Raw genomic sequence first — 23,811 nt, forward strand, 5'->3', positions numbered from 1 at the left:
GAGCGGCTGACACGATCGCGCTGAATGGCGCAGAACCGATGTGGCAGCGAGCTTGCCCGCGCATGGGGGATTTCAGTCAATATAGCTTTCACTGAGCCATCGCCTTCGCGAGCAAGCCCGCTCCACATTGGACAGACGCCATGCCTACGATCCGTGTAATGACCCCCGCCGACTACGACGCGGTCCTCGCCCTGATGCAAAACACCCCGGGCATTTCCCTGCGCGACGCCGATTCACGCGAGGCCACCGAGCGCTACCTGGCGCGCAACCCCGAGATGAGTTTTGTCGCCCACGCCGCCGGCCGGGTGATCGCCTGCGTGATGTGCGGCCATGATGGCCGGCGTGGCTATCTGCAACACCTGCTGGTGCTGCCGGACTATCGCCGCCAAGGCATCGCCCAGGCACTGGTCGAGCGCTGCCTCAGTGCGCTGGAGCAACTGGGCATCGGCAAATGCCACCTCGATGTATTCAAGACCAACACCCATGCCGCCGCGTATTGGCAAGGGCAGGGCTGGACGCTGCGAACGGATATCGACCGTTATTCCTTCACGCGCCCCGGCAACGAAAACGCCTAGCGCTCGGCGCAGTACTTGACGGCCGCTGCCGCGCGCGAGGGCACCTTCAAACTGCGCAGCAGCGACGACACGTGAATGCGCACGGTGAATGGCGAGATCGCCAGGGCTTTGGCGATTTCCTTGTTGGTTTTGCCTTGGGCGATCAGGCGCAGCACCTCTTGCTGGCGCGCGGTGAGGGTGGGGGTGCCCAGGGGCAGCAGGCCGGAGGGCGCGAACTTGACCAGCACTTCGCCGTCGCGAATCGCCAGAAGCGCCTGGCCGATTTCGTCCGGGGTGATGTTCTTGCCGATAAACCCGTCGGCACCCAGCGCCATGACCTGCTCGATCAGCGCCGGGTCATCCACCATCGACACTACGATCAAGGTGCTGCGCCGCAAGTGCTGGCGCAGCTCGGCCAGCTGGCTCATGCAGGTCAGGCCGGGAAAGCGCAGGTCGAGGATCAGTGTGTCGATATCGCTGCCGTCGCGGGTCAATGCGTGCACCGCGTCCAGGTCGCCGGCCTCTTGCACCACGGCCTCGGGCAGCAGGCGCTGCACGGTGCGCAGCATGCCTTCGCGAAACATCGGGTGGTCGTCGGCTATGATGATCCGGCCGGTCATGGTGTGCTCCTTCCTGGGGCAAGCGAGTGCTGTGCCATGCTACTTTAGCACCGCGCCACAGGGACGCTTCTGGCGCGTTCCGGACAGATCGATTGCCGCACAAGGACGTCATCCATGAGTCATGAGACCAACTCCGAACTCGATCAGGCCAACCTGCGCATCGTGGTGGCCGCCATCGCGATTATCTACATCGGCGCGCTGGGGTTCTTTCCCGGTCAGTCGGTGGACACCTACGTGCCGGTGATCCTGTACATCGTTGCGTTCCTGCTGGCCTCCATCGCGCTGCGCCAGGTCATCGCGCGCTGGCCCGGGCATTACCCGACGCGGCGGGTGCTGGGCATGATCCACGACTACACCGGCACCTCGTTCGGGCTGGTGGTGGGCGGTGAAGCGGCATTGCCGCTGTATGCCGTGATGGTGTGGGTCAACCTGGGCAACGGCATGCGCTACGGCTCGCGCTACCTGGCGATTGCCACGGGGCTGGCGTTGCTCGCGCTGCTGATCGTGTACCGGCTGACGCCCCTGTGGCAGGCGCAACCGTTCATGGTGCTGATGCTGATGATCACCAGCACGGTGATCCCGGTGTACGCGCATATTTTGCTCGAGCGCACGCGCAAGGCGTCCGAAGAAGCCATCGCGGCCAACCTGGAAAAATCGCGGTTTCTGGCCCAGGCCAGTCACGACCTGCGCCAGCCGATCCACTCCATCGGGCTGTTTACGGCGTGTTTGCGTGAGGCAAAGCTTGGGCATGACGAGCAGCGGTTGGTGGACAATATCGACCGCTCGCTGCTCAACGTGTCGCAGCTGTTCCGTTCGATTCTCGACCTCTACACCCTCGACAACGGCAGGCTGTTGCCCAAATACCAAGTGATTCACCTGGGCGAATTCCTCGCCGACCTGGTGCACCAGCACGCCGAGGCGGCGCATTGGGCCGGGGTGCAACTGCGCCTGCGGCCGTGTGCGTATTGGGTGCAGGTCGACCCCGCGATGTTGGCGACGATGGTGCAAAACCTGCTCTCCAATTGCTTCAAATATGGCGCGCAGCGGCCAGTACTTATCGGCGCGCGCCTTCGCAACGGCGGCGTGTCGCTTCAGGTGCACGACCAGGGGCGGGGCATTGCCGAGGAGCATCAGGCGAAGGTCTTCGAAGAGTTCTATCGGGTACGCCAACTGCGTGACAAGGACGTCGAAGGCGTGGGCCTGGGGCTGTCCATCGTCAAGCGGCTGGGGCAGTTGATGGGCGTGCACGTGAGCCTGCGTTCTCGGCTGGGCCATGGCACCTCCGTGAGCCTGTACGGCCTGGCACTGGCGACGGCGCCGCGCCAACCGGCGGCGCGAGACGACCCGCGCCAGGCCGGCTTGCTGACGGGTCTGAAAGTTTGCCTGGTGGAAGATGACCACAACGTGCTGTTGGCCACCCAGGCCTTGCTGGAGCGCTGGGGCTGCGAGGTGCAGGCCGAATCCAGCGGGCAGGGCCTGGTCAGCGACTGCGACATCATCGTCGCCGACTATGACCTGGGCAACCACGCCACCGGCATCGAGTGCATCGATGCCCTGCGCCAGCAACGCGGCTGGGCGGTGCCGGCGCTGATCCTGACCGGGCACGACGTGGAAAAAATCCAGGCTGCCCTGCATGACCGCAAGATCGCGATTCTGTCCAAACCGGTGCGGCCTGCAGAGCTACGCGGCACGCTGCGTGACCTCAGCCAGCCAACCGTCACTGCATGAACGGTGCGGCCTGACCGCCTTTGGCGCCTTTGGGCATGCACCAGGCGCTGGGTTTCATCAGGCCAAAGCTGGCCACGGTGAACAAGCCGCCGCTGGCACCGCTGGGCACGGTGCAGTTGTAATCACCAGACGCGGTGCTGGCGATGTAGTAGGTGGTCATGGAGTCATTGCGCACGTTGGAGATACGCTTGACCGGCTCACCGAGGTTGGTTTCCGACAGCGTCTTGAGATGGTCTTCATTGGGCTTGACGTTGCTGCAACCGGCGACACTGATGATCAGGGCGCCAAGCAGGGTGAGACGGGTAACGCAGGCGTGCAGGTTCATGAGGGTTCTTCCTTGGGATTGTCAGGGTTTTTCCAGCGCGCAAGGCACCCTCGCGCAACAGGCGTGCGGTGCCGGGGGGAGCGTTGGAAGTGCTGTGGAATATAGCGCCGCCGGGCAAAAGGGTCGATTAGCACAAGTGTACTAATGGCACGTTGAGGTCATGGACGGAGAGAAGCATGCTGCAGATTAAACGCGCCACCCAAGCGGACGCCCGAGCGGCGTTCGACATTCGCCTGTTGGCCATCCGTAGCCAATGCATCGGCGCCTACAGCCGCGAACAGATGCTGCTGTGGACCCGCGGCCGCGCCGAAGACGGCTACAGCGCGCTGATGGACAAGCCGTTTTACCTGGGCTGGGTGAATGGCGAGCCCGTGGTCACCGGGATGCTCGACCCGGATAACCACGAAGTGGGCGCGCTGTTTGTGCTCCCTGAATTTGCCGGACGCGGGTATGGCAAGGCAATGCTTGATCACTTGGAAAACCTCGCACGGGCACTGGCCATTGAGCACGTCGTGCTGGATTCGACGCTCAACGCGGCGAGCTTCTACAGAGCGTGCGGTTATGCGGGCGACAAACAAGCGGTGTATCACTCGCCGTCGGGGCTGACACTGGCGTGTATACCGATGACCAAGCGACTGGTTGCCGAGGACGCGAACTAGCTCCGGCTAACACCAATGATCGCTGTGGGAGCTGTCGAGCCCCGGCGAGGCTGCGAAAGCGGTGGTTCAAGCGACAATTATTTCGGCAGTGCCGCCGCCTTCGCAGCCTCGCTAAAGCTCGACAGCGCCCACAGGGGATCGCGGGCGGGCTTGAAGGGGCGTGCGCAGGGGATCAACCGAAGCCTCGGCGGCGTCTGGGCATAGACGCGGTCCTTGTGGGAGCTGTCGAGCCCCGGCGAGGCTGCGAAAACGGTGGTTCAGGCAGCAATTATTTCAGCAATGCCGCCGCCTTCGCAGCCTCGCTAAAGCTCGACAGCTCCCACAGGGGATCGGGGGCGGGCTTGAAGGGGGCGTGCGCAGGGGATCAACCGAAGCCTCGGCGGCGTCTGGTCATGGGCGCGATCCCTGTGGGAGCTGTCGAGCCCCGGCGAGGCTGCGAAAGCGGTGGTTCAGGCGACCGTTGTTCCGGCAGTGCCGCCGCCTTCGCAGCCTCGCTAAAGCTCGACAGCTCCCACAGGGGATCGCGGGCGGGGCTTGAAGGGGCGTGCGCAGGGGATCAACCGAAGGCTCGCCGGCGTCTGGGCATGGGCGCGGTCCCTGTGGGAGCTGTCGAGCCCCGGCGAGGCTGCGAAAGCGGTGGTTCAGGCAACAATTATTTCGGCAGTGCCGCCGCCTTCGCAGCCTCGCTAAAACTCGACAGCTCCCACAGGGGATCGCGGGCGGGGCTTGAAGGGCCGTGCGCCGCTGATCAACCGAAAGCTCGGAAACGTCTGGGCATGGACGCGGTCCGTGTGGGAGCTGTCGAGCCCCGGCGAGGCTGCGAAAGCGGTGGTTCAGGCAACAATTATTTCGGCAGTGCCGCCGCCTTCGCAGCCTCGCTAAAGCTCGACAGCTCCCACAGGGGATCGGGGGAGGGCTTGAAGGGCCGTGCGCAGGGGATCAACCGAAGCCTCGGCTACGTCTGGGCATAGACGCGATCCCTGTGGGAGCTGTCGAGCCGCGGCGAGGCTGCGAAAGCGGTGGTTCAGGCAACAATTATTTCGGCAGTGCCGCCGCCTTCGCAGCCTCGCTAAAGCTCGACAGCTCCCACAGGGGATTGGGGGCGGGCTTGAAGGGCCGTGCGCAGTCGCTCGATAACCTGTTTGACCGAGTCCCCCTGAACCGCCGGCGGCGTTGGGCTTTCGCCGAACTCGCGCCACACAAACAGCGTCAACTCGGCCCCGTCGGTCAGCGTCTGCGCTGGCTCCTGGGTGCCAAAACGTTGCAGCACGCGGTATCGCGGGTCCTGCCAAAACGCCTGCTCGACCCAGTCGTACACCGGGATGAAGTGAAAGTGCAGCGGGAAGCCGGGCATGTGCCCATAACGGCTGATGTACAGCCATTTGGGCTGCAGTTGCGCCTCGATCACCCGTTGGGTTTTAGCCAGCAAGCCCCCCAGCTCAGCCAGCGCGGCTTCCGGCATGTCGGCGAGCGAGTCGACTGGCGACTTGGCACCCAGCATCAGGTAGCCCGGCAGCTTTGACGCCAGGTGATGATTGAGCCGCCAGTGCTCGGTTTCGTGAAGGATGAAAGCGGGGTCGATCGGCATAAGCACGCGTCCATGAGAGCCGGGCGGGCAGGATAACAAGCGCGAGCTCCTGTATCCCACAAAAGCCGGTGATCTGTGTCTACCGCTGCGCGTGGCGGGCGGATAGGGTCGAGCCACGTTAAATAATGACCGAGCCCACCATGGAACTGACCGCCGTCCCGTTTGCCTGCTGGTGTGCCTGATCACCTCGTTAAGTTCGACCAGCGTGGCAGGTTCGGCGCTGTTCACCTTGATCGCCACCTTGAACATCCTGCAATGGGTGCCGCTGGAAGCGGTGGGATTATTGCTGGGAGTGGAGCGGTTGATGAAATGCCGCTCGCTGACCAATGTGCTGGGCAACTGTGTGGCATGCCTGGCGATATGCCGGTGGCAGAAGTCGATAGATCCTGAGACGTTGCGCCGGCAAATGGCGATTTCAGACTGAACCCGGCGCAAAAAGGTGGAAGCGAGCAAGCCCGCTCTCACCTTTGGAATGCGCTTCAACCGTTGGTGTTGGCCAGTTTGTCGAACGCCGTGTCGAGGTTTTCTTCGGCGCCTTTGAGCTTCTCACGTCGCTCCTTGAGCCACTGCTGATCCCCCTCCAACGTCTTGCGCGCCTCCACCAGCATGCGCTTGACCTCCTGCGGTTGCGGGCCGCCGGTGCCTTTGCGCGTCTGCACCATGGCGGTCGGCGACAGCGCGGCTCGCAAGCCCGCTTCATCCAGCGGCAAGGTGTTGGGTGTCCACTTGTACGTGTCCGCCGCCTGCCTATACAGCTTCTGCGCATCGGCGTACGCGAAGGTCTTCGGCGTGGTGCCGTTGCTGCGCGCTTGGGTGACGATCAACGAGGCAAAGCTGTGACCGATGCGGAACGGCACCTTGTATTGGCGCTCCAGGGTGTCGGCCAGCTCCATCGAGGTGGTCCATTCCGATTCGAGCTCTTCCAGCGCGCGCTGCGGGTTGATCTGCAGGGCGTCGAGTACCGCGTCCATGGCCTCGAACATTTCGGTGGTCGAGCGGAACACGCCGAGCGAGTCGAAGGCAAACTTGTAATCGGTCATGCCCGTGGTGACGTTGTGCGCGCGCAGCGTCACGGCCTGGGCCAGGCCGACCACGTCCGAGGCGCTTTCACGTGCACGCATCAGCAAGCCCGGGTTGCGTTTTTGCGGCATGGCGCTGCTGGTGTAGGTGGCTTCTTCATCGAGCAACAACCACGGGCGGATCTGGTGGTACTGGGTGTGAATGTCGCCAATCATCGCGCCCACGCGAATTGCCGAGGATGACGCCAGGTTGGCCGCCTCGATGGGGATGTCGTAGGTCGAGACCTGGCTCGAATCCAGCGAGTTCTCGCGCACCCCATCAAAGCCCAGCAGTTCAGCCAGGCGCTCGCGGTTCAGCGGGTAAGCCGAGTTTGCCAGCACCGCAGTGCCCATCGGGCTCTGGTTCAAGCGGGCGTACAGCTCGCGGATGCGCTGGCCATCGCGGTCGAAGGCGGCTTCAAACGCCAGCAGGTAATGCGCGTAACTGATGGGCATGGCCTGCACGCCGTTGGTGTAGGCGGGCACCAGGGTGTCGACGTTCTTGTCGGCAATGTCGAGCAGGCGCAGGCGGGTGGCGTTCAGTGCCTCGCTGTAGGCCAGCACCTGGCTGCGCAGGGCGGCCAGGCGGTAGGTGGCGAGCATGTCCTGGCGGCTACGGCCGGAGTGAATCAATGAGGCTTCAGGGCCGATCTTGTCGGTCATGATTTTTTCCAACTGCAGCACATCGCTGGGGCGCTTGCCGCCGGGCTGGTCGGCCTGGGCAATGGCGTAACGCACGCCACCGGCGATCTTCTGGCCCATGGCCGGCGCCACGATGCCTTCTTCGGTGAGCATTACGACCGAGGCTTTGTTGATGCGGTTCAGCCAGGCGAATTGAGTCTGGGTCGGGTCGCCCTTGGCGTTGTGCCCGGTTTGCGCGCTGTCGGGCGTGGCACCGACTTTGGCCGCCTGGGCCGCGCATTGTTCGGTGGTGGCGCAGGGCAGTTCGCCGGTGTTGGCCGCCTGGGCGCCGACGCTGTGGAACAGGGCGAAGGCCACAGCCAGGTGAAGCAGACTTTTGAGGGCGCGGGGAGATGTGTTCACAGAGGTACCCGATTATTGTTGGAATGATGAGCCGTCGAACGCGGTAAGGCGCGCGCGTCAACATCAGGCTATCGGGTCTGTTTGTAGATTGAAAATATATAGAAAGTGTTGAGGGCAGAGCTTTTGGATATGGCGTTGGCGTGGGCTGGGAAGGGCTTGTTGTGTTGGGCTAGCTTATCGTGGCGAGCGGCTTTGGGGTGGCGAACGGGCCTGTTGTGGCGAGCGGGCTTGCCCCGCGTTGGGGCGCGAAGCGGCCCTGAAACCAGGCGCCGCGTTATTGCTGATGGATTGCGGTGGATTGACTGGGGCCGCTGCGCAGCCCAACGCGGGGCAAGCCCGCTCGCCACGCTAAGTCCGCCATCCACCACAAGCCGCTTGCCACGCCAAGCCGGCTCGTTGCAAGAGGCGCGGCTCGCCACGAGGTGGCTTAGTGCATCGTGCTGTGGTCCATACCGTCCAGCCCACGGGCTGGCGCTTTGACTTCAATCGACTGTTTCTCGCCTTTGGCGTTCTCCACCGTCAGCGTCAGCGGCACTTGGTCGCCTTCCTTGATTTGCCCGGTCAGGCCCATCAGCATCACGTGGTAACCATTGGGGTCGAGCTTGACCGCTTTGCCCGCAGGCAGGGCGACCGAGTCCACCGGGCCCATGCGCATCACGTCGTCCTTCATGCTCATCTCATGGATCTGCACGTCCTTGGCCACCGGCGACGCCACGCTGAGCAGTTTGCTGTCGCTGTCGGCGGTGACGGTCATGAACGCGCCGCTGGACGGCTGGCCCGGCACAGAGGCGCGAACCCACGCGTCGGTCACCAGCACCTGGGCACTGGCGTGCGCCGCAAGGCCCAGCAGGGACAGGCCGATCAGGGTGCGCTTGAGGTGTTGAACAGCAGTCATTAGCAGACCTCCATGACGGTGAGCAGGTCTTCTGCGCACTCTTTAGCGGTAAGGGATGCCGACAGGCCCAGGCGCAGGTTGCCGCGGGTGTCGAAGACGAAACTGGTGGCCGTGTGCGACAGGGTGTAGGTGTCGCCGGCGGGGATCTTTTCATAAAAGATCCCGAACTCCTTGGCGGCCACGGCGATTTCTTCCGGGGTGCCGTAGAGCGCTTCAAAGCTTGGGTCGAAGGCCTTGACGTACTTGTCGAGAATCGCCTGGGTGTCGCGCTCGGGGTCGAGGGTGATGAACACCACTTGCATGATCTCGCCGTCGCGGCCCATCAGCTTTTTGGCCTGGGCGGCGCGGGCCAGAGTGGTCGGGCACACGGCGGGGCACTGGGTAAAGCCGAAGAACACCACCGGCATCAGGCCACGGAACGAGCTCAGGGTGACGGTTTCACCGTCGGTGTTCTTGAGCTTGAAGGTGCGGCCCATGATCTTGTCACTGAGGTCCTTGCCGTACTTGAAGTTCAGCTTGGGGCTGTAATCACAGCCGCCCAGCAAGCTGCCCAGGCCCAACAGGCCCATACCGGTCAGCACTTTGCGGCGGGTGAATAACGTACTCATCAACTGTGCATCCTGTGAAGCGCCTGGATGACTCTGCAACGGCATAGCAGGCTTTGAAAAGGAGTAATGATGCGGGCGCACAGTCTACCAACCCAGGCCAGCCCACGTAATCTGCGACGTTCTGCCACAGGGCGCGCCGTGCTTCATCCCTTTGGCGCTTCAGTGGTAGAGTCGCCGCCATGAAATTGAGCCACCCCGACCGTTCGCTGATCGCCTGGGCCCTGTACTTCTGCGTGCTGATGAACCTGTTCGTCTGCGGTTTGGGCCATGGGCAGATGCTTGGCGAGCAGCTCAACGGCATTGGCGGTGCGTTCTGCTCGGTGGACGGCAGCCAGGCGCCACTTTCCGACAAAGGGTTGGGTAACCCGTCTTCTGGCAACATCTCGAACTACTTTGCCTGCCCGGTATGCGCTGCCGTGACCGTGGCCATCGTGTTCCTCATCGGGCTGGCCTGGCTGTTGGGGCTCGGACACGCCCCACGTCCTGCCCATGAGCGGCGCAACAAGGCGCCGCCGCGTTATTCCTGGCCCTCGGCCAACCCTCGCGCTTCCCCCGCATTCTGACGTGTGCCTTGGGTCTCCTGTGTTCAGGAGGCGTTCTATCGTCACGACTGTGAGTGTATTTGATGATTTCTGTATTGCCTGCAGGCGCCAGTCGCCTGGTCAGCAAGGCATCTCGGCGTATGCGCGCCGAACCGACGCTGCCTGATTACCCGAGCAATTCGCGCTGCTTCGTGCACCTGGATGCGCGTTTATTGCCGTATTGGCACACCTTGTTCGACATCTGCCCGGCCTTGCTCAAGCTGGATCCTCCGGAAGGGTTGAACCTGTTTCGCAGTTTCATGACCTGGGCCTATCACAACCAGCCACCGCTGGATTGGACGTACCACCTCAACGTCTGCCGCTGGCTGCTCGCCTCGGGGTATCGATCACAGATTGACGAGGAGCCCATCGAGGCTTTCATGGCGGCCGCGGCGGCGCGCTGGATCACTACCGATCAAAGCCAGGCGCAGGGCGTGGTTCTGGGGTGGCGAGGGGCGAGGATTTTCGATTGGAAGGGCAGTGGGTTGGAAGGCGTCGAACATCAGCCATTGCCAGCGCCGCTGGATGACTTTGGCTGGTGCCCGTTGAACCGTCAGGGTGATTTCAGCGGTTGGTTGCCGGTGCCCTGAGTCCCTGGGAGGTCGCGGCGGGTCCCAGGCCACGCCGTGGCCTCGGCAGCAAGGTAGGTGGCGAGGCGTTTCACCTGGCCCTTGTGAGTGGCTAGTTGCTGCTGCCGCTGCGCGGCGTCTTTTTCTGGGTTTTTTTCGCGTCGGGTTGCTTGTGTGAAGTCCCGCTCGTCGAGGCCTTCTCTTTGGGTGGCGTTTCAGTTTTTTTGTCGCTGTCGGAAGGGCTGCTCGGATAGGTGCCTGGCGGCAGAGCAGAACCTGCTGCGCTGTTACCGCTCAGTGAATTCGCGGCGGGGGCGACGGCATCGCCAAAGGCGGCGAAAGCAGGGCTTGCCAGCAGCGCTGAGACGCCGACGACGACCAACATCCTGTGGGAAATACTGGTCTTCATGACTCAATCCCCTTGCGTGGGCCGAAGCCCGGGAAACCCGGGCCCCGGTGGTGCTTCAATCAAGACTTCTTGGCGCCGCCGCCGGAGCTGTGGGCTCCGCCTTTCTTGCCGGCTTCAGAAGCTTTTTCACGGTCGTTGGCAAAATTGCCGCCGGAGCCTTGACCGCCACTTTTCTTGGCCGTGTCTGGCTTGGCTTTACCGCCTGCACCTGTCGTGGTTTTTCCGCTGGTAGCCATTTCAAAATCCCTCTTCAATGAATGAATCAACGGTGTCGCCTAATTGGGAATGCGTAATCGAAATCAAAGTTTGAAATAGTTCGTGGTCATGCGACGAACGGGCATCAGGCGGCGATCGGCTTGGCGCCCTGGGCTTTCTTGTGCGCAGCTTTCATCGCTTCCATTTCTGCGCCAAGGGCTTCGAGCACGGTCTTGCCCAACAGCTTCTTGGCCTGCGGGAACATCTCGGATTCCTCTTCTTCGATGTGGTGCTCCAACAGTTCCTTGACCACTTTGACGCGCCCGGAAAACTCAGTGGTGGACGGCTCGGTCTGTTTCAGGTCGGGCAGCACCAGGGCATCGACGGTGCGGTGCTCTTCCTTGGCTTCGTGGTACATGATGTCCTGCTCTTTACCGCCAGCCTTGCGGAAGGCCGGGTAAAGGATCTCTTCCTCGAGTCGGGTGTGCAGGCTGATTTCCATCTCGAGTTTGGCCAGCAATTCAGTGCGTTTCTTGACGCCACGCTCGGTGGACTCGCTCAGCTGGGTCAGCAGCGCTTTGACGCGTTCGTGGTCAGCCTTGAGAAGGTCGATTGCATTCATGGTGAAACCTCACGGATAGCATTCGGGCATGTCGAAGTGCACGCCTCGTGCCCTGGAGGTTGCATCAGTTGTACCAACTTGAATAAATTTAATAAATCTATATTAATCAATGAGATAAGAAGATATGCAAGGCAACGAATTCGTGCAGCTTGCATGGTTGGGCAGGCGGCAGATTGCAATACGCCGCCTCTATGCGCCGCTGACCTTCCAATGCTTGATGTCTTCGGCGAACACCACCTGTTGCACCTCGTGGGCGATGCCATAGGCCAGCGATTCATGCGCAGCGATGACTTTTTCCTCAGCCGACAGGCACTTAAAAATGTCCAGCTGGGTCTCGGCTCGAGTGGTCTCCAACTCATAGATTTTCACATAGCGCGCCAGGTCGTTATCCAGGCTCGACAGGTATTCCCGCAGACGCTGGTGATCGACTGAACTCTGGCTGAAATACCAGTTCATCGGATGGATCAAGAATCGAGAGTGTGGCGTGGTGATGCGTCGGTTCGCCGCCAGGAACATGATGATGCCCATGGACTCTATGTTGCCCGCGTTGATCGCGCACAAGGGCACCGGCAACGCCTTGAGGAAGGTGTAGAGGGTAAAGCCGAAATTGGTGCTGCCACCGGTGGTCGACAGGTTCAGCAGCAGGGAACTGGCGCCTTCGCCGATAGCGTCCAGGCAACAGTCGCGAAAGCGCTCGGTGGTGCTCTGGTCGATCTGGCAATGAAAGTGGATAACGTGCTCGGTCATCCTGAACCTCCTTAAATCAGTGCAGGCGAGGTGATTCAGTCTTGAGTCTAGAAGGTCACGCAGGATTAGCTGCAACCGTTGGGCGTGAGCCCTTGCTGAAAATCGAATGGAACCCTCAGGCCATCTGCTTGACCTAATGCATAGACCTCAGGAGGTGAGCTATGCAATTGGAAACTATCTGGATCATTCTGGCCGTGATTCTGCTGATCTTGGAACTATGGGCGATCAACGTCGTACTACGCAGCACCGGTGGCTGGGAGACCAAGGGGCTGTGGTTGATCATTCTGATTTTCGTACCGCTGTTCGGGCTGATTGTCTGGGCCTTGTTCGGGCCAAAACGTGAAATGGCCGAGCAGCGTAAAAGCTGAGTCCATTGAAGACCGCAAACAGGCGCCCATTGGGCGCCTGTTTACGTTCAAGCGGGTGGTTTAGCCCGCAACAGCTTTAGCAATCGCTTCGTTGAACGCCGGCAAGTCATCCGGGGTACGCGAGGTGATCAGGGTCCAGCCATTGGCCTTGCATTCCTTGACCTGGGCATCCACCCAACCGGCGGCTCCAGCGTTTTCAAGGTCGATCCGCACGCTTTTGTACGAGGTCAGGGTTTTGCCCTTGATCACGCCAGCATCGATCAGCGTCCATGGCCCGTGGCAGATCGCCGCGATGGTTTTGCCGGCCTTGACGAAGTCATTGATCAGGCGCAGCGCGGCGGCATCCTGGCGCAAGGTGTCAGCGTTGACGGTGCCGCCCGGGATAACCAGGGCGTCAAAGTCGCTGCTTGTAACCTGCGACAATTGCACGTCGGATTCCACGGTCTTGTCCTTCTCGGTGTCACCGACGAAGGTCTGAGTGGTGCCGCCTTTGCTGGACGCGTGAGTCACCGTGGCGCCATAGCCGCGCAGCGCTTCCAGTGGCTTGACCAGCTCATCGCGTTCGATACCGGTATTGGAGGTGATGATGAGGATTTTCTTGCCGTTGAGTTGCGAACTCATGGTCGAGTGTCTCCTGGGTCAGGGATGGTTTTAGTGGTCGTGTTTGGCTTGCAGCTCCTTGGCCATTTTCAGGTGGGCTTCAAGGGTCGGCAGGGTCTTGGCGGCGAAGGCCTTCAGCTCGGCGTTGTCCGAGGAGGCGGCTTCTTTCTGGAACAATTCGACGGTTTTTTCGTGAGCGGCGACCTGGTTGTTGGCGTAGGCCTTGTCGAACGACTCGTCGCGCATTTCGAGAATGGCTTTTTTGGCCTTGTCGGTCAGGGCGGCGTCATCGGGGACTTCGATATCCAGCTTTTTCGCCAATGCCGTCAGTTCCTGATTGGCTTTGGTGTGGTCGGTGACCATGTGCTGAGCAAAAGTCTTGACGTCGGCCGAGCTGCTTTTTTCCAGGGCCAGCTTGCCGGCTTCCACCTCGGTGATACCGCCCTGGGCGGCGTCGTCGACAAAGCTGTTGGACGTTGCGGCCATGGCCGTGGAAATCGAGCCTGCAACCAGCACAAAGGTCAGGCCCATTTGTTTCATCAGCAGAGTAGTCATGGTGGATCTCCTTGAAATCGACAGTGGCGTGATGCCGTACCTGACTGTTGAGGGGGCGCCTCGGCAAAAGGTTTAAATTAATTCGCGGTTTTTTCTCCGGTGGTCATGCACGCCAATTTCCTTGAACTATCGAAATTCGACAGGCTCTGCTGCATAAGCGCCTGCTATTTTTTGTGGGCCTTCAACTGCTTGGAGACAGACTGTGACTGCCGATAAAACCCCAACCCCGATCAGTTCCGAAGACGCCCAAAAAGGCACCGAAAAAGCCGACAAGGGCCACACGCTGGAACGCCCGAACCCAAAAACTGAAAGTGTCGACAAGGTGCTGACGCCCACGTCGATCAAAGACATCGAACGTCAAACGGACGCCATCAACGAGCAAGCCGCCAAGGCTGAGCGCAAGTTGGGCCACTGAACATGGCCAGGTCGATTACGGCTGCGCAGTTGGGCATCGAATTAAGGCCTGAAGACGACGCCAGCCTGTTCAAGTGGTTTATCGCCAGCTTCCTGATGGGCAAGCGCATTCAGGCGCCGATCGCTGCCCAGGCATACAAGGTGATTGTTGAAGAGCAAGGTCGCGATACCGCGCGCAAGTTGCAGCACTGCACCTCCAGGGAGTTGGTGTCGATGCTTGGGCGCGCGCATTACGTGCGCTATGACGAAACCACGGCGCAGCGTTTGCTCGACCTGAGTGCCAAATTGAATGCCGAGTATGGCGGCAAGATCAGCCATATTCGCAGCGCCAGCGAAGACCGTGAGGCCTTCGAAAAACGCTTGGGTGAATTTGCGGGAGTCGGGCCCAAGACCATCGAGATTTTCATGCGCGATGCCGCCAAGGTGCTGTTTTGACGGCAGCGCTGTATGTGGGCTGCGCGGGGTGGAGTTTGCCGCGTGAACAGTGGGCGGCGTTTGCGAGCGAGGGTACACACCTGCAGCGTTACGCGTCGCGTTTCAACGCCGTGGAAATCAACAGTTCGTTTTATCGCCCGCACCTGCCCAAGACCTATGAGCGCTGGGCCCAATCGGTGCCGCCGGCGTTTCGTTTTTCGGTCAAGGTGCCCAAGCGCATCACCCATGAATTGCGCTTGCAGCGCTGCGAAACCGCGCTGGATGAATTCCTTGAGCAGTGCTTGAGACTGGGTGAAAAGCTGGGCTGCCTGCTGATTCAATTACCACCGTCTTTGGGCTATGACGCGGCGATTGCTGCGCCGTTTTTCACGGCGCTACGCCAACGTTTTGCCGGTGCCGTGGTTCTGGAACCGCGCCATGCCAGCTGGCTTGAGGCCGAGGCGTTATTGCAGGATTTACATATAGGTCGTGTGGTCGCCGACCCGCCGGTCATCGACGCGGGCATCGGCTGGCAGGGCGTGCAGTATTGGCGATTGCACGGCTCGCCGCGTATTTATCACAGCGCGTATGGGCCGGAACGCGTGCAGGCATTCTCGCAGCAACTGAGCCACTACGTTGCCGCAGGTATTCCCACCTGGTGCATCTTCGACAACACCGCCAGTGGTCATGCCACCGCCGATGCCTTGTACCTACTCGACCTCCACGCGCAGCACTTCCAGCCCTAACTGCTCATAGGCTTCGACACTCGGTACGTGCCACTCGGTAATCAGCGTATGGATGCGGCTGCACGGGCCCACCACAAAGGGTTCCACCGCGCCGAGCTTGTCTGCCATGGTCACCGCCACCACATGGGAGGCACTGTCGAGCAACGCTTGCTTGACCGCCACTTCGTCGAAATGCAACGAGCTGATGCCCACCTGCGGATGCAACGCGCACACCCCGGTAAACAGCAGGTCGGCCTTGATGCTTTGGATCAGGCGCACGGTTTCGTGGCCGCTGGTGGACAAGGTGGCAGGGTTGAGTTGGCCGCCCGCCACAATCACTTTCACATCCGGGTGGTCGGCCAGGGCGATGGCAATCATCGGCGACGGCGTAACCACCGTCAGGCGGATCGCGCGTGGCAGGGATTGCGCAATTTGCAGCGTGGTCGAGCCGGAGTCGAACAGCACGATCTGGCCGTCTTCCACGCGATCGGCGGCCAGGCGCGCAAGGTGGCGTTTGACCTCATTGGTCTCGCCCACACGGGTGAAGAAGTCTTTGCCGGTGTCTTTGGGCCGGGGCAGGGCACCGCCGTGCACGCGTTGCAACAGGCCGGCGGCGGCCAGTTCACCGAGGTCGCGGCGGATGGTGTCCTGGGACACGGCAAAGTGATCCACCAATTCGGATGCGGTCACTTTGCCGTCGCGCTCCAGCAGCAACAAGATCTTCTGTTTGCGCAACGAAGGCAGGTCAATGGCTTGATGAGTGTTTTGCATGTTTATGCGTCTTTATGCGGGTTTGTGCGAGATTAGGCGTCTGCCGATATAAACGCAATGACTGGTTGCGCGGCTGATCGGCGGTTACTCTCTGGGCTCAGTTCAGGGAGAGGTGACCTAGATGTCGTTGATTACAACCATCGAAGACTTACGCAAGCTGGCGCAAAACGTGTCCCACGGATGTTCTACGACTACGCCGATTCCGGCTCCTGGACTGAAAGCACCTATCGGGCGAATGAAAGCGATTTTGCCCGCATCAAATTTCGTCAGCGCGTGGCGCGCAACATCGATCAACGTTCGATCCGCGCCAGCATGATCGGCCAGGACATGGCCATGCCGGTCGCGCTGGCGCCCACGGGGCTTGCGGGCATGCAGCACGCCGATGGCGAAATCCTGACTGCCCGCGCCGCCGCCGCTTTTGGCCTGCGCTACACGCTGTCGACCATGAGCATCTGTTCTCTTGAGGACATCGCCGAACAGGTCGGCCAGCCATTCTGGTTCCAGCTGTATGTGATGCGTGACCGCGGGTTTATCGAGCAATTGATCGAGCGCGCCAAAGCTGCGGGTGTGGATGCGCTGGTGCTGACCCTGGATCTGCAGATTCTTGGGCAACGCCACAAGGACTTGATCAACGGCTTGTCGGCGCCTCCCAAACTGACCCTGCCCAATATCCTCAACATGGCAACCAAGCCGCGCTGGGTGATGGGCATGCTGGGCACCAAACGCCGTGGTTTCGGCAATATTGTCGGCCACGTTAAAGGCGTGGCGGACATGAGTTCGCTGTCGTCGTGGACCGCCCAGCAGTTCGACCCGCGCCTGAGCTGGGACGACGTGGAATGGATCAAGAAATGCTGGGGTGGCAAGCTGATTATCAAGGGCATTCTCGATGTCGAGGATGCACGGCTGGCGGCTGACTCCGGCGCTGATGCATTGGTGGTGAGTAACCACGGTGGCCGCCAGCTGGACGGTGCACCGTCGAGCATCAGCCAACTGCCGGCAATTGTCGAGGCGGTGGGCAATCAGATTGAAGTGTGGCTCGACGGCGGCATTCGTTCCGGCCAGGACGTGCTCAAGGCGATGGCACTGGGCGCCAAAGGCACCATGATTGGTCGACCGCACCTGTATGGTTTGGGCGCCATGGGCCAAGCGGGCGTGACCAAGGCCCTTGACATCATTGCCCGTGAGTTGGATGTGTCGATGGCGCTGTGCGGCTATAACGATATACGCGATGTGAATCGCGATATTTTGCTGCCCGGCACCTTTCCCGAAGGGGTTTGCTGAGCAAAAAGATCGTAAAAAAGTAAAAAGAGTTGTCCACGAAAACCGTGGGTATCTCTGTGGATAACTTTGCGAAGGCCCGGCAGGGTTGGCGATTTAACCCTCGGTTAATATTTGATCAACTTGCGGCGCGGGCCAGTATGGGCAGGGTTTACGCTTGACAGCCAAGCGCGGACCCAGTGCCGAAAAGTACTTTCAAGAGTCGCCGTTGCGACCTGTGGAGTGCGTCACCACCTGTGCGGGCATCTGCGCTTGCATCAGTTTTTCCAGCGCTTGCCCATAGTTGCGCCCGGCCAGGCTCATGCTGTTGTTATGCGTGGCGCCAGGCACCAGCAGCAACCGTTTGGGCTCTTGAGCGGCGTCGAACAGTTGTTGGCTGAAACGCGGTGGCACGTAGGGATCGGCCAGGCCGTGCACCACCAGCAGCGGCATGTGCACGCCGGCAATCTTGTCGATGGAGTCGAACTTCTGCGACAGCAGCCAGCGCACCGGCAGCGAGGTATTGGCCACGGCCGCGGCCGCGTCCCCCAGCGAGGTGAAAGTGGATTCGATCACCAGGCCGCGCACGGGCACCGGCGTCTGTTGACTCAACTGCGCTGCCAGGTCGATGGCCACCGCGCCACCCAGCGAGTGCCCGTAGATCAGGCGTTTGCTCGGGTCTGGCTGCAGCACCTGAAAGCGCTCCCAGGCGATGCGGGCGTCTTCATACACACTGGTTTCCGAAGGCAAGTCGCCGTGACTCTGGCCGAAACCGCGGTAGTCGATGGCCAGCACCGAAAAGCCCAGTGCGTGCAGTTGTTCAATGCGAAACAGCTGGCCGGTGAGGTTCCAGCGCACGCCGTGCAGGTACAGAATCGCCGGAGCATCCTGCTTGTCGGCCGGGTACCACCAGCCATGCAGGTTCTGGCCTGATTTGAAACTGGCGGGTTTTATATCGAATTCCTGCACGGCCTTGGGCAAGCCGGTGTACCAGCCGGCGGTACCTGGCTCAATGCGAAACACCAGCTCGCGCTCCTTGTGTTGAAGCACCGCGCAACCTACCGGCAGGCCGATGATCAGGATGGCCATGCACAGCAAGGGAAACCAGCGCAGGCCCAGGCGAGACAAAAAACGATATGACATGAAGGTTCCAGGACAAAAGCGAAGCTGGGGTTTTACCAGATGGCTTTAAGGGGCAGGAATTAATTCGACAGCCGTGAATGGGGATTGCTTGCAAAGTGTTACAGCATTGAACAACGCCTGCCTGGGTTGTTAGGGTGGCGGGCTTAACAGGAGAGTATGCACATGGATTTCACAGGCAAAACCGCCATTGTCACCGGTGGCGCACGCGGGTTGGGTCTGAGCTATGCACGGGCGTTGGCGACCCGTGGCGCGCGGGTAGTGATCAGCGATATCGGTGCCGACAGTGACGGCGCCGGCAGCGATGGCTCAGTGGTGCTCAATGCGGCGCAGCAGTTGCAGGCGCAAGGTCTCAAGGTGCTGGGGCATAGCGGCGACTTGTCTACGCCCGAGGGGTGCCGGCAACTGATCGGGTTCGCTATCGAGGCGTTCGGTCAACTCGATATCCTGATCCACAACGCCGGATGGGTGGGTTATCAGAACATCGAAGACCTGGATGCCGCGTTCCTCCAGCGCGCCATGGACATCAACCTCTATGCGCCGCTGTGGTTGTGCAAGCATGCGTGGCCACACCTGCTGCGCTCATCGGCGCCGCGCATCATCCTGACCACCTCCGACCGCGCCCTGTACGCGCAATACGAGCAGACCGGCCTGGTAGCCTATAGCGCCGGCAAGATGGCGCAACTGGGCATCATGAATGCCCTGAGCCATGAAGGCGCCGAAGCCGGCATCAAGGTCAATGCGATTTCGCCGGTGGCCAAGACGCGCATGTGGGGCGTGACCGGGGAACCGGACGAACTCAAGCCAGAATGGGTGACGCCGGGTGTGCTGTTTCTTGCCTCGCAGCACTGCCAGGACACGGGATACATCCTGCGGGCCAGCAATGGCCAATTCACGGCGACGCGGTTCACTGAGAACCCTGGGGTGGATTACCCGCGCGATCTGGCAAGGATCAAGGCCGCCAGCGCTGAAGAAGTTGCAGCCGCGTGGCCGCGCATCAAGCAACCGCTCGCTCAGGCCGTGACTGCTTCCTGAACCCGATACCCCGCGCGCCTGTTTGCACAAGCGATTCGCTTGACGCTGACATTGGCGCCGCGACATGCTCGCGCTCCTTTGAGCAGAGGCCAGACCATGGACAACAGCCCCGTTCGCATCACCGCCGAAGAAACCCTGTCGAACAATTGGTATCTTCTGAAAAAATACACCTTCGACCTGCGCCGCCAGGATGGCAGTTGGCAAGCCCAGACCCGTGAGGTGTACGACCGCGGCAACGGTGCAACGATTCTGCTGTACAACCGCGCACAGCGCACCGTGCTGCTGATCCGCCAGTTCCGCATGCCCACGTTCGTCAACGATTACCCCGGCTACTTGATCGAAGCGGCCGCCGGCCTGTTGGACAACGCCACCCCCGAAGAGCGCATTCGCCTCGAAGCCGAAGAGGAAACCGGCTACCGCGTCGGCTCCGTGGAGAAAATCTACGCGGCGTTCATGAGCCCCGGTTCGGTGACCGAGCGCATTCACTTCTTTATTGGCGAGTACCAGGCAGCAGACCGGGTCGGCGAGGGCGGCGGGCTGATCGACGAGGGTGAAGACATCGAAGTGCTGGAGCTGAGCTTTGAACAGGCGCTGGCGATGGTGCAGAGCGGTGAGATTGTCGATGGCAAAACCATCATGCTGTTGCAGCACCTGGAATTGCGCATGTTGAAAGAAGGGTGGTGATGCGCGATGCGCGCGTGGGCGTTGCTATGGGTACTGGCGGCCGGCAGTAGCAGCGCCGCTGACGCGTTCTACACCTGGGCTGACCCTGTGCCGCCAATGCCCGGCAAACTGCTGCGCAGTGAAGCATTGACGCCGCAGCAGAGCCTGGCGTCGGCCGGGCTGAACCTGCGGATCCTGTATTCCTCCACCGATGGGCTCGACAACCTCACGCCTGTCGCGGTCTCCGGTGCGTTGTTCGTGCCCAAGGGCCCAGCGCCTGCGGGTGGCTGGCCACTGATGGCATGGGCTCACGGCACGGTCGGCAGTGCTGATCGTTGCGCGCCTTCGCTGAATCAGCGCAGTCCACGGGATACGCGCTATCTCAATGACTGGCTCGAGCAGGGCTATGCGATTGTTGCCACTGATTACCAGGGGCTGGGCACGCCCGGGTTGCACCCTTATGGGCTGACGCGTCCCTTGGCGTATGGCGTGCTGGACAGCATCCGTGCGGTCGGCGCTGCGCCTGTCAACGTGTCCAAGCGGGCAGTGGTGTTCGGGCAATCCCAGGGTGGCCGCGCGGCGTTCGCCACGGCGGTAATGGCCAAGGACTACGCGCCGGATGTGGAGGTTGTCGGGGTGGTGGCGACCGGTACGCCTTATGCCTCTGCGCGCGCCCAGGGCCACAGCCCAGAACTTGAAAACGCACGCCGTTCGGTGGTGCCGACGTTTGCCTATAACCTGTTGCGCCTCAGTACGGTGGCGTTGCTGGACCCTTCGTTCGTGCCCGCCGACTACCTGGCTGAGCGGGCGCTGCCGGCCTTCAGGGCGAGTCAGGATGAGTGCTTGCATGCCATCGAGCAGCGGGTGGTGGCTGACGGGTTGACCTTCAATAACAGCTTCAAGCGATCGCCCAAGGCAGCGTTGGATCGGGTGGGGCGTGAAGCGGCTTATCCCACGTTGAAAACCGATATTCCGGTGTTTCTCGGCACCGGCGGTAAAGACCAAGATGTGTTTGTGCCGGGGCAACAAGCCTTGGTCCGGGACGCCTGTCAGGCAGGGGATCGGGTGGAATGGCATTTCTATCCAGCGCTGGATCACTCCGGGGCGGTGAATGGGTCTTTGGATGATTCGATAGGGTTTGTTCGGCGGGCGTTTGCGGGCGAGGCAATCAAGGGCAATTGTGGGCGATGAGTGGTGGGGATGGTGGTCACGGCTGTTTGCCGCTCCCGCAAACAACAAATCCCGCCATGTGGCGGGATTTGTCGGGGTAAAGCGCGCTACTCAATCAGCGTGATCAAGCCGGGAACAGCTCGCTCAGCTTCATTGCCAGCATCATGTCGCCTTCGGTGCGCAGTTTGCCGCTCATGAAGGCCTGCATGCCATCGGTGTCGCCGCTGACGATGCCTTCCATGGTTTCGCCGTCGGTGACCAGCGTGACCTGGGCGTCAGGGTTTTCGCCTTCGAGCAGTTCGCAGGTGTTGTTCTTGACCACCAGCGAGAAGTTCTGGGTGTCGTCGATACGGAAACCGAACACCAGGTCCAGGCCGTCGGCAGCGGCTGGGTTGAATTTGGCTTTCATTGCTTCTACAGCTTTGGCTACGTCAGTCATGGTTTCGATCCTTAAGGGTAGAGTCCAGTGACCTTGGGGTCACGGTTGGCCGCAGTTCATCGGAAAGTGATGAGCTGCGGCGCCTTCAACAGTTGCAAGTGGGTATGACTGTTGAAGGAAGCCAGCGCCACCTCGCGTCCACGGAATTTCAGTTGGTTGAGCGAGGTGTTAACAATTTGCCAATTGAGCTCGAACGCCTGGGCGGCAGGCATGCGGGTAATCAAGTGAAGCAGGGCGGTGATCGTGCCGCCGGAGGTGAACACGGCGATCTTGTCAGTGTTCTGGGCGGTTTCGAGAATCCGTTGCAGGCCGCCTTGTACGCGTTCGACAAACCCCAGCCAGCTTTCCAGCCCCGGTGGGTCATAGGTGCCGGCCAGCCAACGCTCGATGATCAACGCAAAGATGCGCTGGAATTCGCTGCGGTTGTGCGCCGCATTGCGCAGGATCTCCAGGGCTTCGGGCTCGGTGGTCAGCAGGTCGGGGAGCAGGGCGCGGATGATCGCGTCGGCGTCGAATTCGTTGAAGGCGCTGTCGATGTCCAGCGAAGGTACCGGCAGGCCACGGGATGCATATTGATCGAGTACGGACGTGGCGGTGTGCTGCTGGCGGCGCAGGTCGCCCGCTATACAGCGATCGAACGTGAGGCCCAGGTCTGCCAGATGGCGTCCGAGCACTTGCGCTTGTTCCACGCCGACGGGCGACAGGACGTCATAGTCGTCTGCACCGAAAGAGGCCTGGCCATGTCGAATCAGATAAATGCTGCCCACGTCCGTTTTCCCGGTACGTTGAAAGTCTGGCGAGGTTATGAGGATGCCGGAGAGCTGTCAATGAAAAAACATACGCTTGTTTTAAAAGCCCGTTAGAGCCCGCTTGCTGGCGGTTTGATCACTGGCTCGAACGCGGTGCCGTCGGTATGCTGGGCCCATCCGCGCCTGGCGCAGTGCATTTTTAAGGAGACATATGGATTTTCTGGCCGAATACGCGAGCTTTCTGGCGAAGACCGTCACCCTGGTGGTCGCTATTCTGGTGGTACTGATCAGTTTCGCGGCGCTGCGCAGCAAAGGCCGTCGCAAGTCCGCCGGCCAATTGCAGGTCAGCAAGCTCAATGATTTCTACAAGGGCCTGCGTGAGCGCCTGGAGTCGAGCCTGCTCGACAAGGACCAGCTCAAGGCCCTGCGCAAAGCCGAAAGCAAAACCGAAAAAAAGAAAGGCAAGAAGAAATCCGAGGCCAAGCCACGGGTGTTTGTGCTGGATTTCGACGGCGATATCAAGGCCTCGGCCACCGAGAGCCTGCGCCATGAAATCACCGCACTGCTGAGCCTGGCCACGCCGAAAGACGAAGTGGTGCTGCGCCTGGAAAGCGGCGGCGGCATGGTCCACAGCTACGGCCTGGCCTCATCCCAGCTGGCGCGTATCCGCCAGGCGGGCGTGCCATTGACTGTGTGCATCGACAAGGTCGCGGCCAGCGGCGGCTACATGATGGCGTGCATCGGCGAGAAGATCATCAGCGCACCGTTCGCCATCCTTGGTTCGATTGGCGTGGTAGCGCAGTTGCCCAACGTCAACCGCCTGCTGAAAAAACATGACATCGATTTCGAGGTGCTGACGGCCGGTGAATACAAACGCACCCTCACCGTGTTTGGCGAAAACACCGAGAAGGGCCGCGAGAAGTTCCAGGAAGACCTGGACATCACCCATCAGCTGTTCAAGAACTTCGTGTCGCGCTATCGCCCTCAGCTGGCAATCGATGATGTCGCGACCGGGGAAGTGTGGCTGGGTGTTGCAGCCCTCGACAAGCAACTGGTCGACGAGCTGCAAACCAGCGACGAATACCTGGCCACCAAGGCCAAGACCGCCGAGGTGTTCCACCTGCACTATGCCGAGCGTAAAAGCCTGCAAGAGCGGGTCGGCCTGGCGGCCAGCGGTTCGGTGGACCGAGTGCTGCTGACCTGGTGGAGCCGGTTGACCCAGCAGCGGTTCTGGTAATTCCAGACTGCAGGTCAACCCCTTGTGGGAGCGGGCTTGCTCGCGAATGCGGTGGTTCAGTTCAGATGTGTT

Annotated in this window: 28 protein-coding genes and 3 pseudogenes; 15 read left to right on the top strand and 16 right to left on the bottom strand. The window is 61.1% G+C overall.

What is annotated here, in order from left to right; all coding sequences use genetic code 11:
- Positions 1 to 140: 140 nt before the first annotated feature.
- A complete protein-coding gene (locus tag AC19YS_RS29130) occupies positions 141 to 575 on the top strand; it encodes a GNAT family N-acetyltransferase (RefSeq protein ID WP_500603248.1) in 435 nt (144 codons plus the stop codon).
- Here the strand turns inward: AC19YS_RS29130 and AC19YS_RS29135 are convergent.
- Positions 572 to 1,174 carry a LuxR C-terminal-related transcriptional regulator gene (locus tag AC19YS_RS29135; RefSeq protein ID WP_106580164.1) on the bottom strand — a complete coding sequence of 201 codons (603 nt, stop codon included), beginning with the start codon at positions 1,172 to 1,174 and terminating at the stop codon, positions 572 to 574. The genes AC19YS_RS29130 and AC19YS_RS29135 overlap by 4 nt on opposite strands.
- Positions 1,175 to 1,288: 114 nt before the next feature.
- Here AC19YS_RS29135 and AC19YS_RS29140 point away from each other — a divergent pair, with 114 nt between their 5' ends.
- On the top strand, positions 1,289 to 2,902 hold the full coding sequence (locus AC19YS_RS29140) for an ATP-binding response regulator (RefSeq protein WP_500603249.1): 1,614 nt from the start codon (positions 1,289 to 1,291) through the stop codon (positions 2,900 to 2,902).
- Here AC19YS_RS29140 and AC19YS_RS29145 read toward each other — a convergent pair.
- Positions 2,892 to 3,227, bottom strand: coding sequence for a hypothetical protein (locus AC19YS_RS29145; protein WP_124417123.1), 336 nt, complete (start codon positions 3,225 to 3,227; stop codon positions 2,892 to 2,894). The two genes, AC19YS_RS29140 and AC19YS_RS29145, sit on opposite strands and share 11 nt — an antisense overlap.
- 176 nt (positions 3,228 to 3,403) lie before the next feature.
- Here AC19YS_RS29145 and AC19YS_RS29150 point away from each other — a divergent pair, with 176 nt between their 5' ends.
- Positions 3,404 to 3,886, top strand: a complete 483-nt coding sequence (locus AC19YS_RS29150) for a GNAT family N-acetyltransferase (RefSeq protein ID WP_119735390.1) — start codon at positions 3,404 to 3,406, stop codon at positions 3,884 to 3,886.
- A gap of 1,069 nt (positions 3,887 to 4,955) precedes the next feature.
- Here the strand turns inward: AC19YS_RS29150 and AC19YS_RS29155 are convergent.
- Positions 4,956 to 5,474: an HIT family protein gene (locus AC19YS_RS29155; protein WP_500603250.1), complete on the bottom strand. Its 519-nt coding sequence runs from the start codon at positions 5,472 to 5,474 to the stop codon at positions 4,956 to 4,958.
- A 166-nt stretch (positions 5,475 to 5,640) separates the two neighbouring features.
- On the opposite strand from AC19YS_RS29155, the pseudogene AC19YS_RS29160 reads away from it, so the two are divergent.
- Positions 5,641 to 5,898: pseudogene (locus AC19YS_RS29160) on the top strand (cation:dicarboxylate symporter family transporter); the annotation flags it as partial.
- 55 nt (positions 5,899 to 5,953) lie between these two features.
- Here the strand turns inward: AC19YS_RS29160 and AC19YS_RS29165 are convergent.
- The 3 genes from AC19YS_RS29165 to AC19YS_RS29175 all read right to left on the bottom strand — a co-directional run bounded on the left by AC19YS_RS29165 (position 5,954) and on the right by AC19YS_RS29175 (position 9,079).
- The gene (locus AC19YS_RS29165) at positions 5,954 to 7,576 is read right to left on the bottom strand and encodes an argininosuccinate lyase (protein ID WP_500603251.1); all 1,623 of its coding nucleotides are present in this window, start codon (positions 7,574 to 7,576) and stop codon (positions 5,954 to 5,956) included.
- Positions 7,577 to 8,003: 427 nt separating this feature from the next.
- On the bottom strand, positions 8,004 to 8,471 hold the full coding sequence (locus AC19YS_RS29170; protein WP_106580154.1) for a copper chaperone PCu(A)C: 468 nt from the start codon (positions 8,469 to 8,471) through the stop codon (positions 8,004 to 8,006).
- On the bottom strand, positions 8,471 to 9,079 hold the full coding sequence (locus tag AC19YS_RS29175) for an SCO family protein (RefSeq protein WP_500603252.1): 609 nt from the start codon (positions 9,077 to 9,079) through the stop codon (positions 8,471 to 8,473). The genes AC19YS_RS29170 and AC19YS_RS29175 overlap by 1 nt, the downstream gene beginning before the upstream one ends.
- Before the next feature lie 179 nt (positions 9,080 to 9,258).
- Here AC19YS_RS29175 and AC19YS_RS29180 point away from each other — a divergent pair, with 179 nt between their 5' ends.
- The gene (locus AC19YS_RS29180; protein WP_119735384.1) at positions 9,259 to 9,642 is read left to right on the top strand and encodes a DUF2946 domain-containing protein; all 384 of its coding nucleotides are present in this window, start codon (positions 9,259 to 9,261) and stop codon (positions 9,640 to 9,642) included.
- A 62-nt stretch (positions 9,643 to 9,704) separates the two neighbouring features.
- A complete protein-coding gene (locus AC19YS_RS29185; protein ID WP_124417128.1) occupies positions 9,705 to 10,250 on the top strand; it encodes a putative natural product biosynthesis protein in 546 nt (181 codons plus the stop codon).
- Positions 10,251 to 10,341: 91 nt separating this feature from the next.
- Here the strand turns inward: AC19YS_RS29185 and AC19YS_RS29190 are convergent, their stop codons facing one another.
- The 4 genes and pseudogenes from AC19YS_RS29190 to AC19YS_RS29205 form a co-directional block, all read right to left on the bottom strand.
- Positions 10,342 to 10,638, bottom strand: coding sequence for a hypothetical protein (locus tag AC19YS_RS29190; RefSeq protein WP_200625181.1), 297 nt, complete (start codon positions 10,636 to 10,638; stop codon positions 10,342 to 10,344).
- A gap of 59 nt (positions 10,639 to 10,697) precedes the next feature.
- A pseudogene (locus tag AC19YS_RS29195) lies at positions 10,698 to 10,808 on the bottom strand (KGG domain-containing protein); the annotation flags it as partial.
- Between the two features lie 170 nt (positions 10,809 to 10,978).
- Positions 10,979 to 11,455 (bottom strand): PA2171 family ribosome-binding persister protein, encoded by a 477-nt coding sequence (locus AC19YS_RS29200; RefSeq protein WP_106580148.1) that lies wholly within the window; start codon positions 11,453 to 11,455, stop codon positions 10,979 to 10,981.
- Between the two features lie 189 nt (positions 11,456 to 11,644).
- Positions 11,645 to 12,202: an ATP-dependent Clp protease proteolytic subunit gene (locus tag AC19YS_RS29205; protein WP_119735380.1), complete on the bottom strand. Its 558-nt coding sequence runs from the start codon at positions 12,200 to 12,202 to the stop codon at positions 11,645 to 11,647.
- Between the two features lie 161 nt (positions 12,203 to 12,363).
- On the opposite strand from AC19YS_RS29205, the gene AC19YS_RS29210 reads away from it, so the two are divergent.
- A complete protein-coding gene (locus AC19YS_RS29210; RefSeq protein WP_106580146.1) occupies positions 12,364 to 12,570 on the top strand; it encodes a PLD nuclease N-terminal domain-containing protein in 207 nt (68 codons plus the stop codon).
- A 60-nt stretch (positions 12,571 to 12,630) separates the two neighbouring features.
- Here the strand turns inward: AC19YS_RS29210 and AC19YS_RS29215 are convergent, their stop codons facing one another.
- Complete coding sequence (locus AC19YS_RS29215) at positions 12,631 to 13,191, bottom strand: type 1 glutamine amidotransferase domain-containing protein (RefSeq protein ID WP_106580145.1); 561 nt, start codon at positions 13,189 to 13,191, stop codon at positions 12,631 to 12,633.
- Positions 13,192 to 13,221: 30 nt separating this feature from the next.
- Positions 13,222 to 13,725: a DUF4142 domain-containing protein gene (locus AC19YS_RS29220; RefSeq protein ID WP_106580144.1), complete on the bottom strand. Its 504-nt coding sequence runs from the start codon at positions 13,723 to 13,725 to the stop codon at positions 13,222 to 13,224.
- 202 nt (positions 13,726 to 13,927) lie between these two features.
- Here AC19YS_RS29220 and AC19YS_RS29225 point away from each other — a divergent pair, with 202 nt between their 5' ends.
- The 3 genes from AC19YS_RS29225 to AC19YS_RS29235 are packed head-to-tail and all read left to right on the top strand — an operon-like array spanning position 13,928 to position 15,299.
- Entirely contained in the window at positions 13,928 to 14,140 is a 213-nt protein-coding gene (locus tag AC19YS_RS29225) for a hypothetical protein (RefSeq protein WP_200625182.1), read from the top strand.
- A 2-nt stretch (positions 14,141 to 14,142) separates the two neighbouring features.
- Positions 14,143 to 14,574, top strand: coding sequence for a DNA methylase (locus AC19YS_RS29230; protein ID WP_106580142.1), 432 nt, complete (start codon positions 14,143 to 14,145; stop codon positions 14,572 to 14,574).
- The gene (locus tag AC19YS_RS29235) at positions 14,571 to 15,299 is read left to right on the top strand and encodes a DUF72 domain-containing protein (protein WP_234452706.1); all 729 of its coding nucleotides are present in this window, start codon (positions 14,571 to 14,573) and stop codon (positions 15,297 to 15,299) included. The genes AC19YS_RS29230 and AC19YS_RS29235 overlap by 4 nt, the downstream gene beginning before the upstream one ends.
- On the opposite strand, the gene AC19YS_RS29240 is transcribed toward AC19YS_RS29235, so the two are convergent.
- Positions 15,264 to 16,049, bottom strand: coding sequence for a DeoR/GlpR family DNA-binding transcription regulator (locus AC19YS_RS29240; protein ID WP_119735377.1), 786 nt, complete (start codon positions 16,047 to 16,049; stop codon positions 15,264 to 15,266). The genes AC19YS_RS29235 and AC19YS_RS29240 overlap by 36 nt on opposite strands.
- 121 nt (positions 16,050 to 16,170) lie before the next feature.
- Here AC19YS_RS29240 and AC19YS_RS29245 point away from each other — a divergent pair.
- Positions 16,171 to 17,330, top strand: a pseudogene (locus AC19YS_RS29245) (alpha-hydroxy acid oxidase).
- Positions 17,331 to 17,522: 192 nt separating this feature from the next.
- Here AC19YS_RS29245 and AC19YS_RS29250 read toward each other — a convergent pair.
- Positions 17,523 to 18,449 carry an alpha/beta hydrolase gene (locus AC19YS_RS29250; RefSeq protein WP_200625183.1) on the bottom strand — a complete coding sequence of 309 codons (927 nt, stop codon included), beginning with the start codon at positions 18,447 to 18,449 and terminating at the stop codon, positions 17,523 to 17,525.
- A 162-nt stretch (positions 18,450 to 18,611) separates the two neighbouring features.
- Here AC19YS_RS29250 and AC19YS_RS29255 point away from each other — a divergent pair, with 162 nt between their 5' ends.
- The 3 genes from AC19YS_RS29255 (at position 18,612) to AC19YS_RS29265 (ending at position 21,335) form a co-directional block, all read left to right on the top strand.
- Positions 18,612 to 19,481: an SDR family NAD(P)-dependent oxidoreductase gene (locus AC19YS_RS29255; RefSeq protein WP_500603253.1), complete on the top strand. Its 870-nt coding sequence runs from the start codon at positions 18,612 to 18,614 to the stop codon at positions 19,479 to 19,481.
- A 96-nt stretch (positions 19,482 to 19,577) separates the two neighbouring features.
- Positions 19,578 to 20,165 (top strand): NUDIX domain-containing protein, encoded by a 588-nt coding sequence (locus AC19YS_RS29260; RefSeq protein WP_119735374.1) that lies wholly within the window; start codon positions 19,578 to 19,580, stop codon positions 20,163 to 20,165.
- Positions 20,166 to 20,171: 6 nt separating this feature from the next.
- On the top strand, positions 20,172 to 21,335 hold the full coding sequence (locus AC19YS_RS29265) for an alpha/beta hydrolase family protein (protein ID WP_500603255.1): 1,164 nt from the start codon (positions 20,172 to 20,174) through the stop codon (positions 21,333 to 21,335).
- Between the two features lie 103 nt (positions 21,336 to 21,438).
- Here the strand turns inward: AC19YS_RS29265 and AC19YS_RS29270 are convergent, their stop codons facing one another.
- A complete protein-coding gene (locus AC19YS_RS29270; RefSeq protein ID WP_016969749.1) occupies positions 21,439 to 21,753 on the bottom strand; it encodes an SCP2 sterol-binding domain-containing protein in 315 nt (104 codons plus the stop codon).
- A gap of 56 nt (positions 21,754 to 21,809) precedes the next feature.
- Positions 21,810 to 22,520 (bottom strand): histidine phosphatase family protein, encoded by a 711-nt coding sequence (locus AC19YS_RS29275; protein ID WP_500603256.1) that lies wholly within the window; start codon positions 22,518 to 22,520, stop codon positions 21,810 to 21,812.
- Positions 22,521 to 22,713: 193 nt separating this feature from the next.
- On the opposite strand from AC19YS_RS29275, the gene sohB reads away from it, so the two are divergent.
- Positions 22,714 to 23,739 (top strand): protease SohB, encoded by a 1,026-nt coding sequence (sohB, locus tag AC19YS_RS29280; protein ID WP_106580134.1) that lies wholly within the window; start codon positions 22,714 to 22,716, stop codon positions 23,737 to 23,739.
- The last annotated feature ends 72 nt before the right edge of the window (positions 23,740 to 23,811 follow it).

The sequence above is a fragment of the Pseudomonas sp. MF08831 genome (assembly GCF_059862645.1).

What these genes read in the sequence shown, in the direction of transcription:
- AC19YS_RS29175 (WP_500603252.1), bottom strand. Translation starts at nt 9,079, where the DNA reads ATGAGTACGTTATTCACCCGCCGCAAAGTGCTGACCGGTATGGGCCTG.
- AC19YS_RS29220 (WP_106580144.1), bottom strand. Translation starts at nt 13,725, where the DNA reads ATGACTACTCTGCTGATGAAACAAATGGGCCTGACCTTTGTGCTGGTT.
- AC19YS_RS29140 (WP_500603249.1), top strand. Translation starts at nt 1,289, where the DNA reads ATGAGTCATGAGACCAACTCCGAACTCGATCAGGCCAACCTGCGCATC.
- AC19YS_RS29170 (WP_106580154.1), bottom strand. Translation starts at nt 8,471, where the DNA reads ATGACTGCTGTTCAACACCTCAAGCGCACCCTGATCGGCCTGTCCCTG.
- AC19YS_RS29135 (WP_106580164.1), bottom strand. Translation starts at nt 1,174, where the DNA reads ATGACCGGCCGGATCATCATAGCCGACGACCACCCGATGTTTCGCGAA.
- AC19YS_RS29190 (WP_200625181.1), bottom strand. Translation starts at nt 10,638, where the DNA reads ATGAAGACCAGTATTTCCCACAGGATGTTGGTCGTCGTCGGCGTCTCA.
- AC19YS_RS29265 (WP_500603255.1), top strand. Translation starts at nt 20,172, where the DNA reads ATGCGCGCGTGGGCGTTGCTATGGGTACTGGCGGCCGGCAGTAGCAGC.
- AC19YS_RS29200 (WP_106580148.1), bottom strand. Translation starts at nt 11,455, where the DNA reads ATGAATGCAATCGACCTTCTCAAGGCTGACCACGAACGCGTCAAAGCG.
- AC19YS_RS29260 (WP_119735374.1), top strand. Translation starts at nt 19,578, where the DNA reads ATGGACAACAGCCCCGTTCGCATCACCGCCGAAGAAACCCTGTCGAAC.
- AC19YS_RS29240 (WP_119735377.1), bottom strand. Translation starts at nt 16,049, where the DNA reads ATGCAAAACACTCATCAAGCCATTGACCTGCCTTCGTTGCGCAAACAG.
- AC19YS_RS29180 (WP_119735384.1), top strand. Translation starts at nt 9,259, where the DNA reads ATGAAATTGAGCCACCCCGACCGTTCGCTGATCGCCTGGGCCCTGTAC.
- AC19YS_RS29250 (WP_200625183.1), bottom strand. Translation starts at nt 18,449, where the DNA reads ATGTCATATCGTTTTTTGTCTCGCCTGGGCCTGCGCTGGTTTCCCTTG.
- AC19YS_RS29230 (WP_106580142.1), top strand. Translation starts at nt 14,143, where the DNA reads ATGGCCAGGTCGATTACGGCTGCGCAGTTGGGCATCGAATTAAGGCCT.
- AC19YS_RS29145 (WP_124417123.1), bottom strand. Translation starts at nt 3,227, where the DNA reads ATGAACCTGCACGCCTGCGTTACCCGTCTCACCCTGCTTGGCGCCCTG.
- AC19YS_RS29130 (WP_500603248.1), top strand. Translation starts at nt 141, where the DNA reads ATGCCTACGATCCGTGTAATGACCCCCGCCGACTACGACGCGGTCCTC.
- AC19YS_RS29255 (WP_500603253.1), top strand. Translation starts at nt 18,612, where the DNA reads ATGGATTTCACAGGCAAAACCGCCATTGTCACCGGTGGCGCACGCGGG.
- AC19YS_RS29155 (WP_500603250.1), bottom strand. Translation starts at nt 5,474, where the DNA reads ATGCCGATCGACCCCGCTTTCATCCTTCACGAAACCGAGCACTGGCGG.
- sohB (WP_106580134.1), top strand. Translation starts at nt 22,714, where the DNA reads ATGGATTTTCTGGCCGAATACGCGAGCTTTCTGGCGAAGACCGTCACC.
- AC19YS_RS29210 (WP_106580146.1), top strand. Translation starts at nt 12,364, where the DNA reads ATGCAATTGGAAACTATCTGGATCATTCTGGCCGTGATTCTGCTGATC.
- AC19YS_RS29215 (WP_106580145.1), bottom strand. Translation starts at nt 13,191, where the DNA reads ATGAGTTCGCAACTCAACGGCAAGAAAATCCTCATCATCACCTCCAAT.
- AC19YS_RS29270 (WP_016969749.1), bottom strand. Translation starts at nt 21,753, where the DNA reads ATGACTGACGTAGCCAAAGCTGTAGAAGCAATGAAAGCCAAATTCAAC.
- AC19YS_RS29185 (WP_124417128.1), top strand. Translation starts at nt 9,705, where the DNA reads ATGATTTCTGTATTGCCTGCAGGCGCCAGTCGCCTGGTCAGCAAGGCA.
- AC19YS_RS29150 (WP_119735390.1), top strand. Translation starts at nt 3,404, where the DNA reads ATGCTGCAGATTAAACGCGCCACCCAAGCGGACGCCCGAGCGGCGTTC.
- AC19YS_RS29205 (WP_119735380.1), bottom strand. Translation starts at nt 12,202, where the DNA reads ATGACCGAGCACGTTATCCACTTTCATTGCCAGATCGACCAGAGCACC.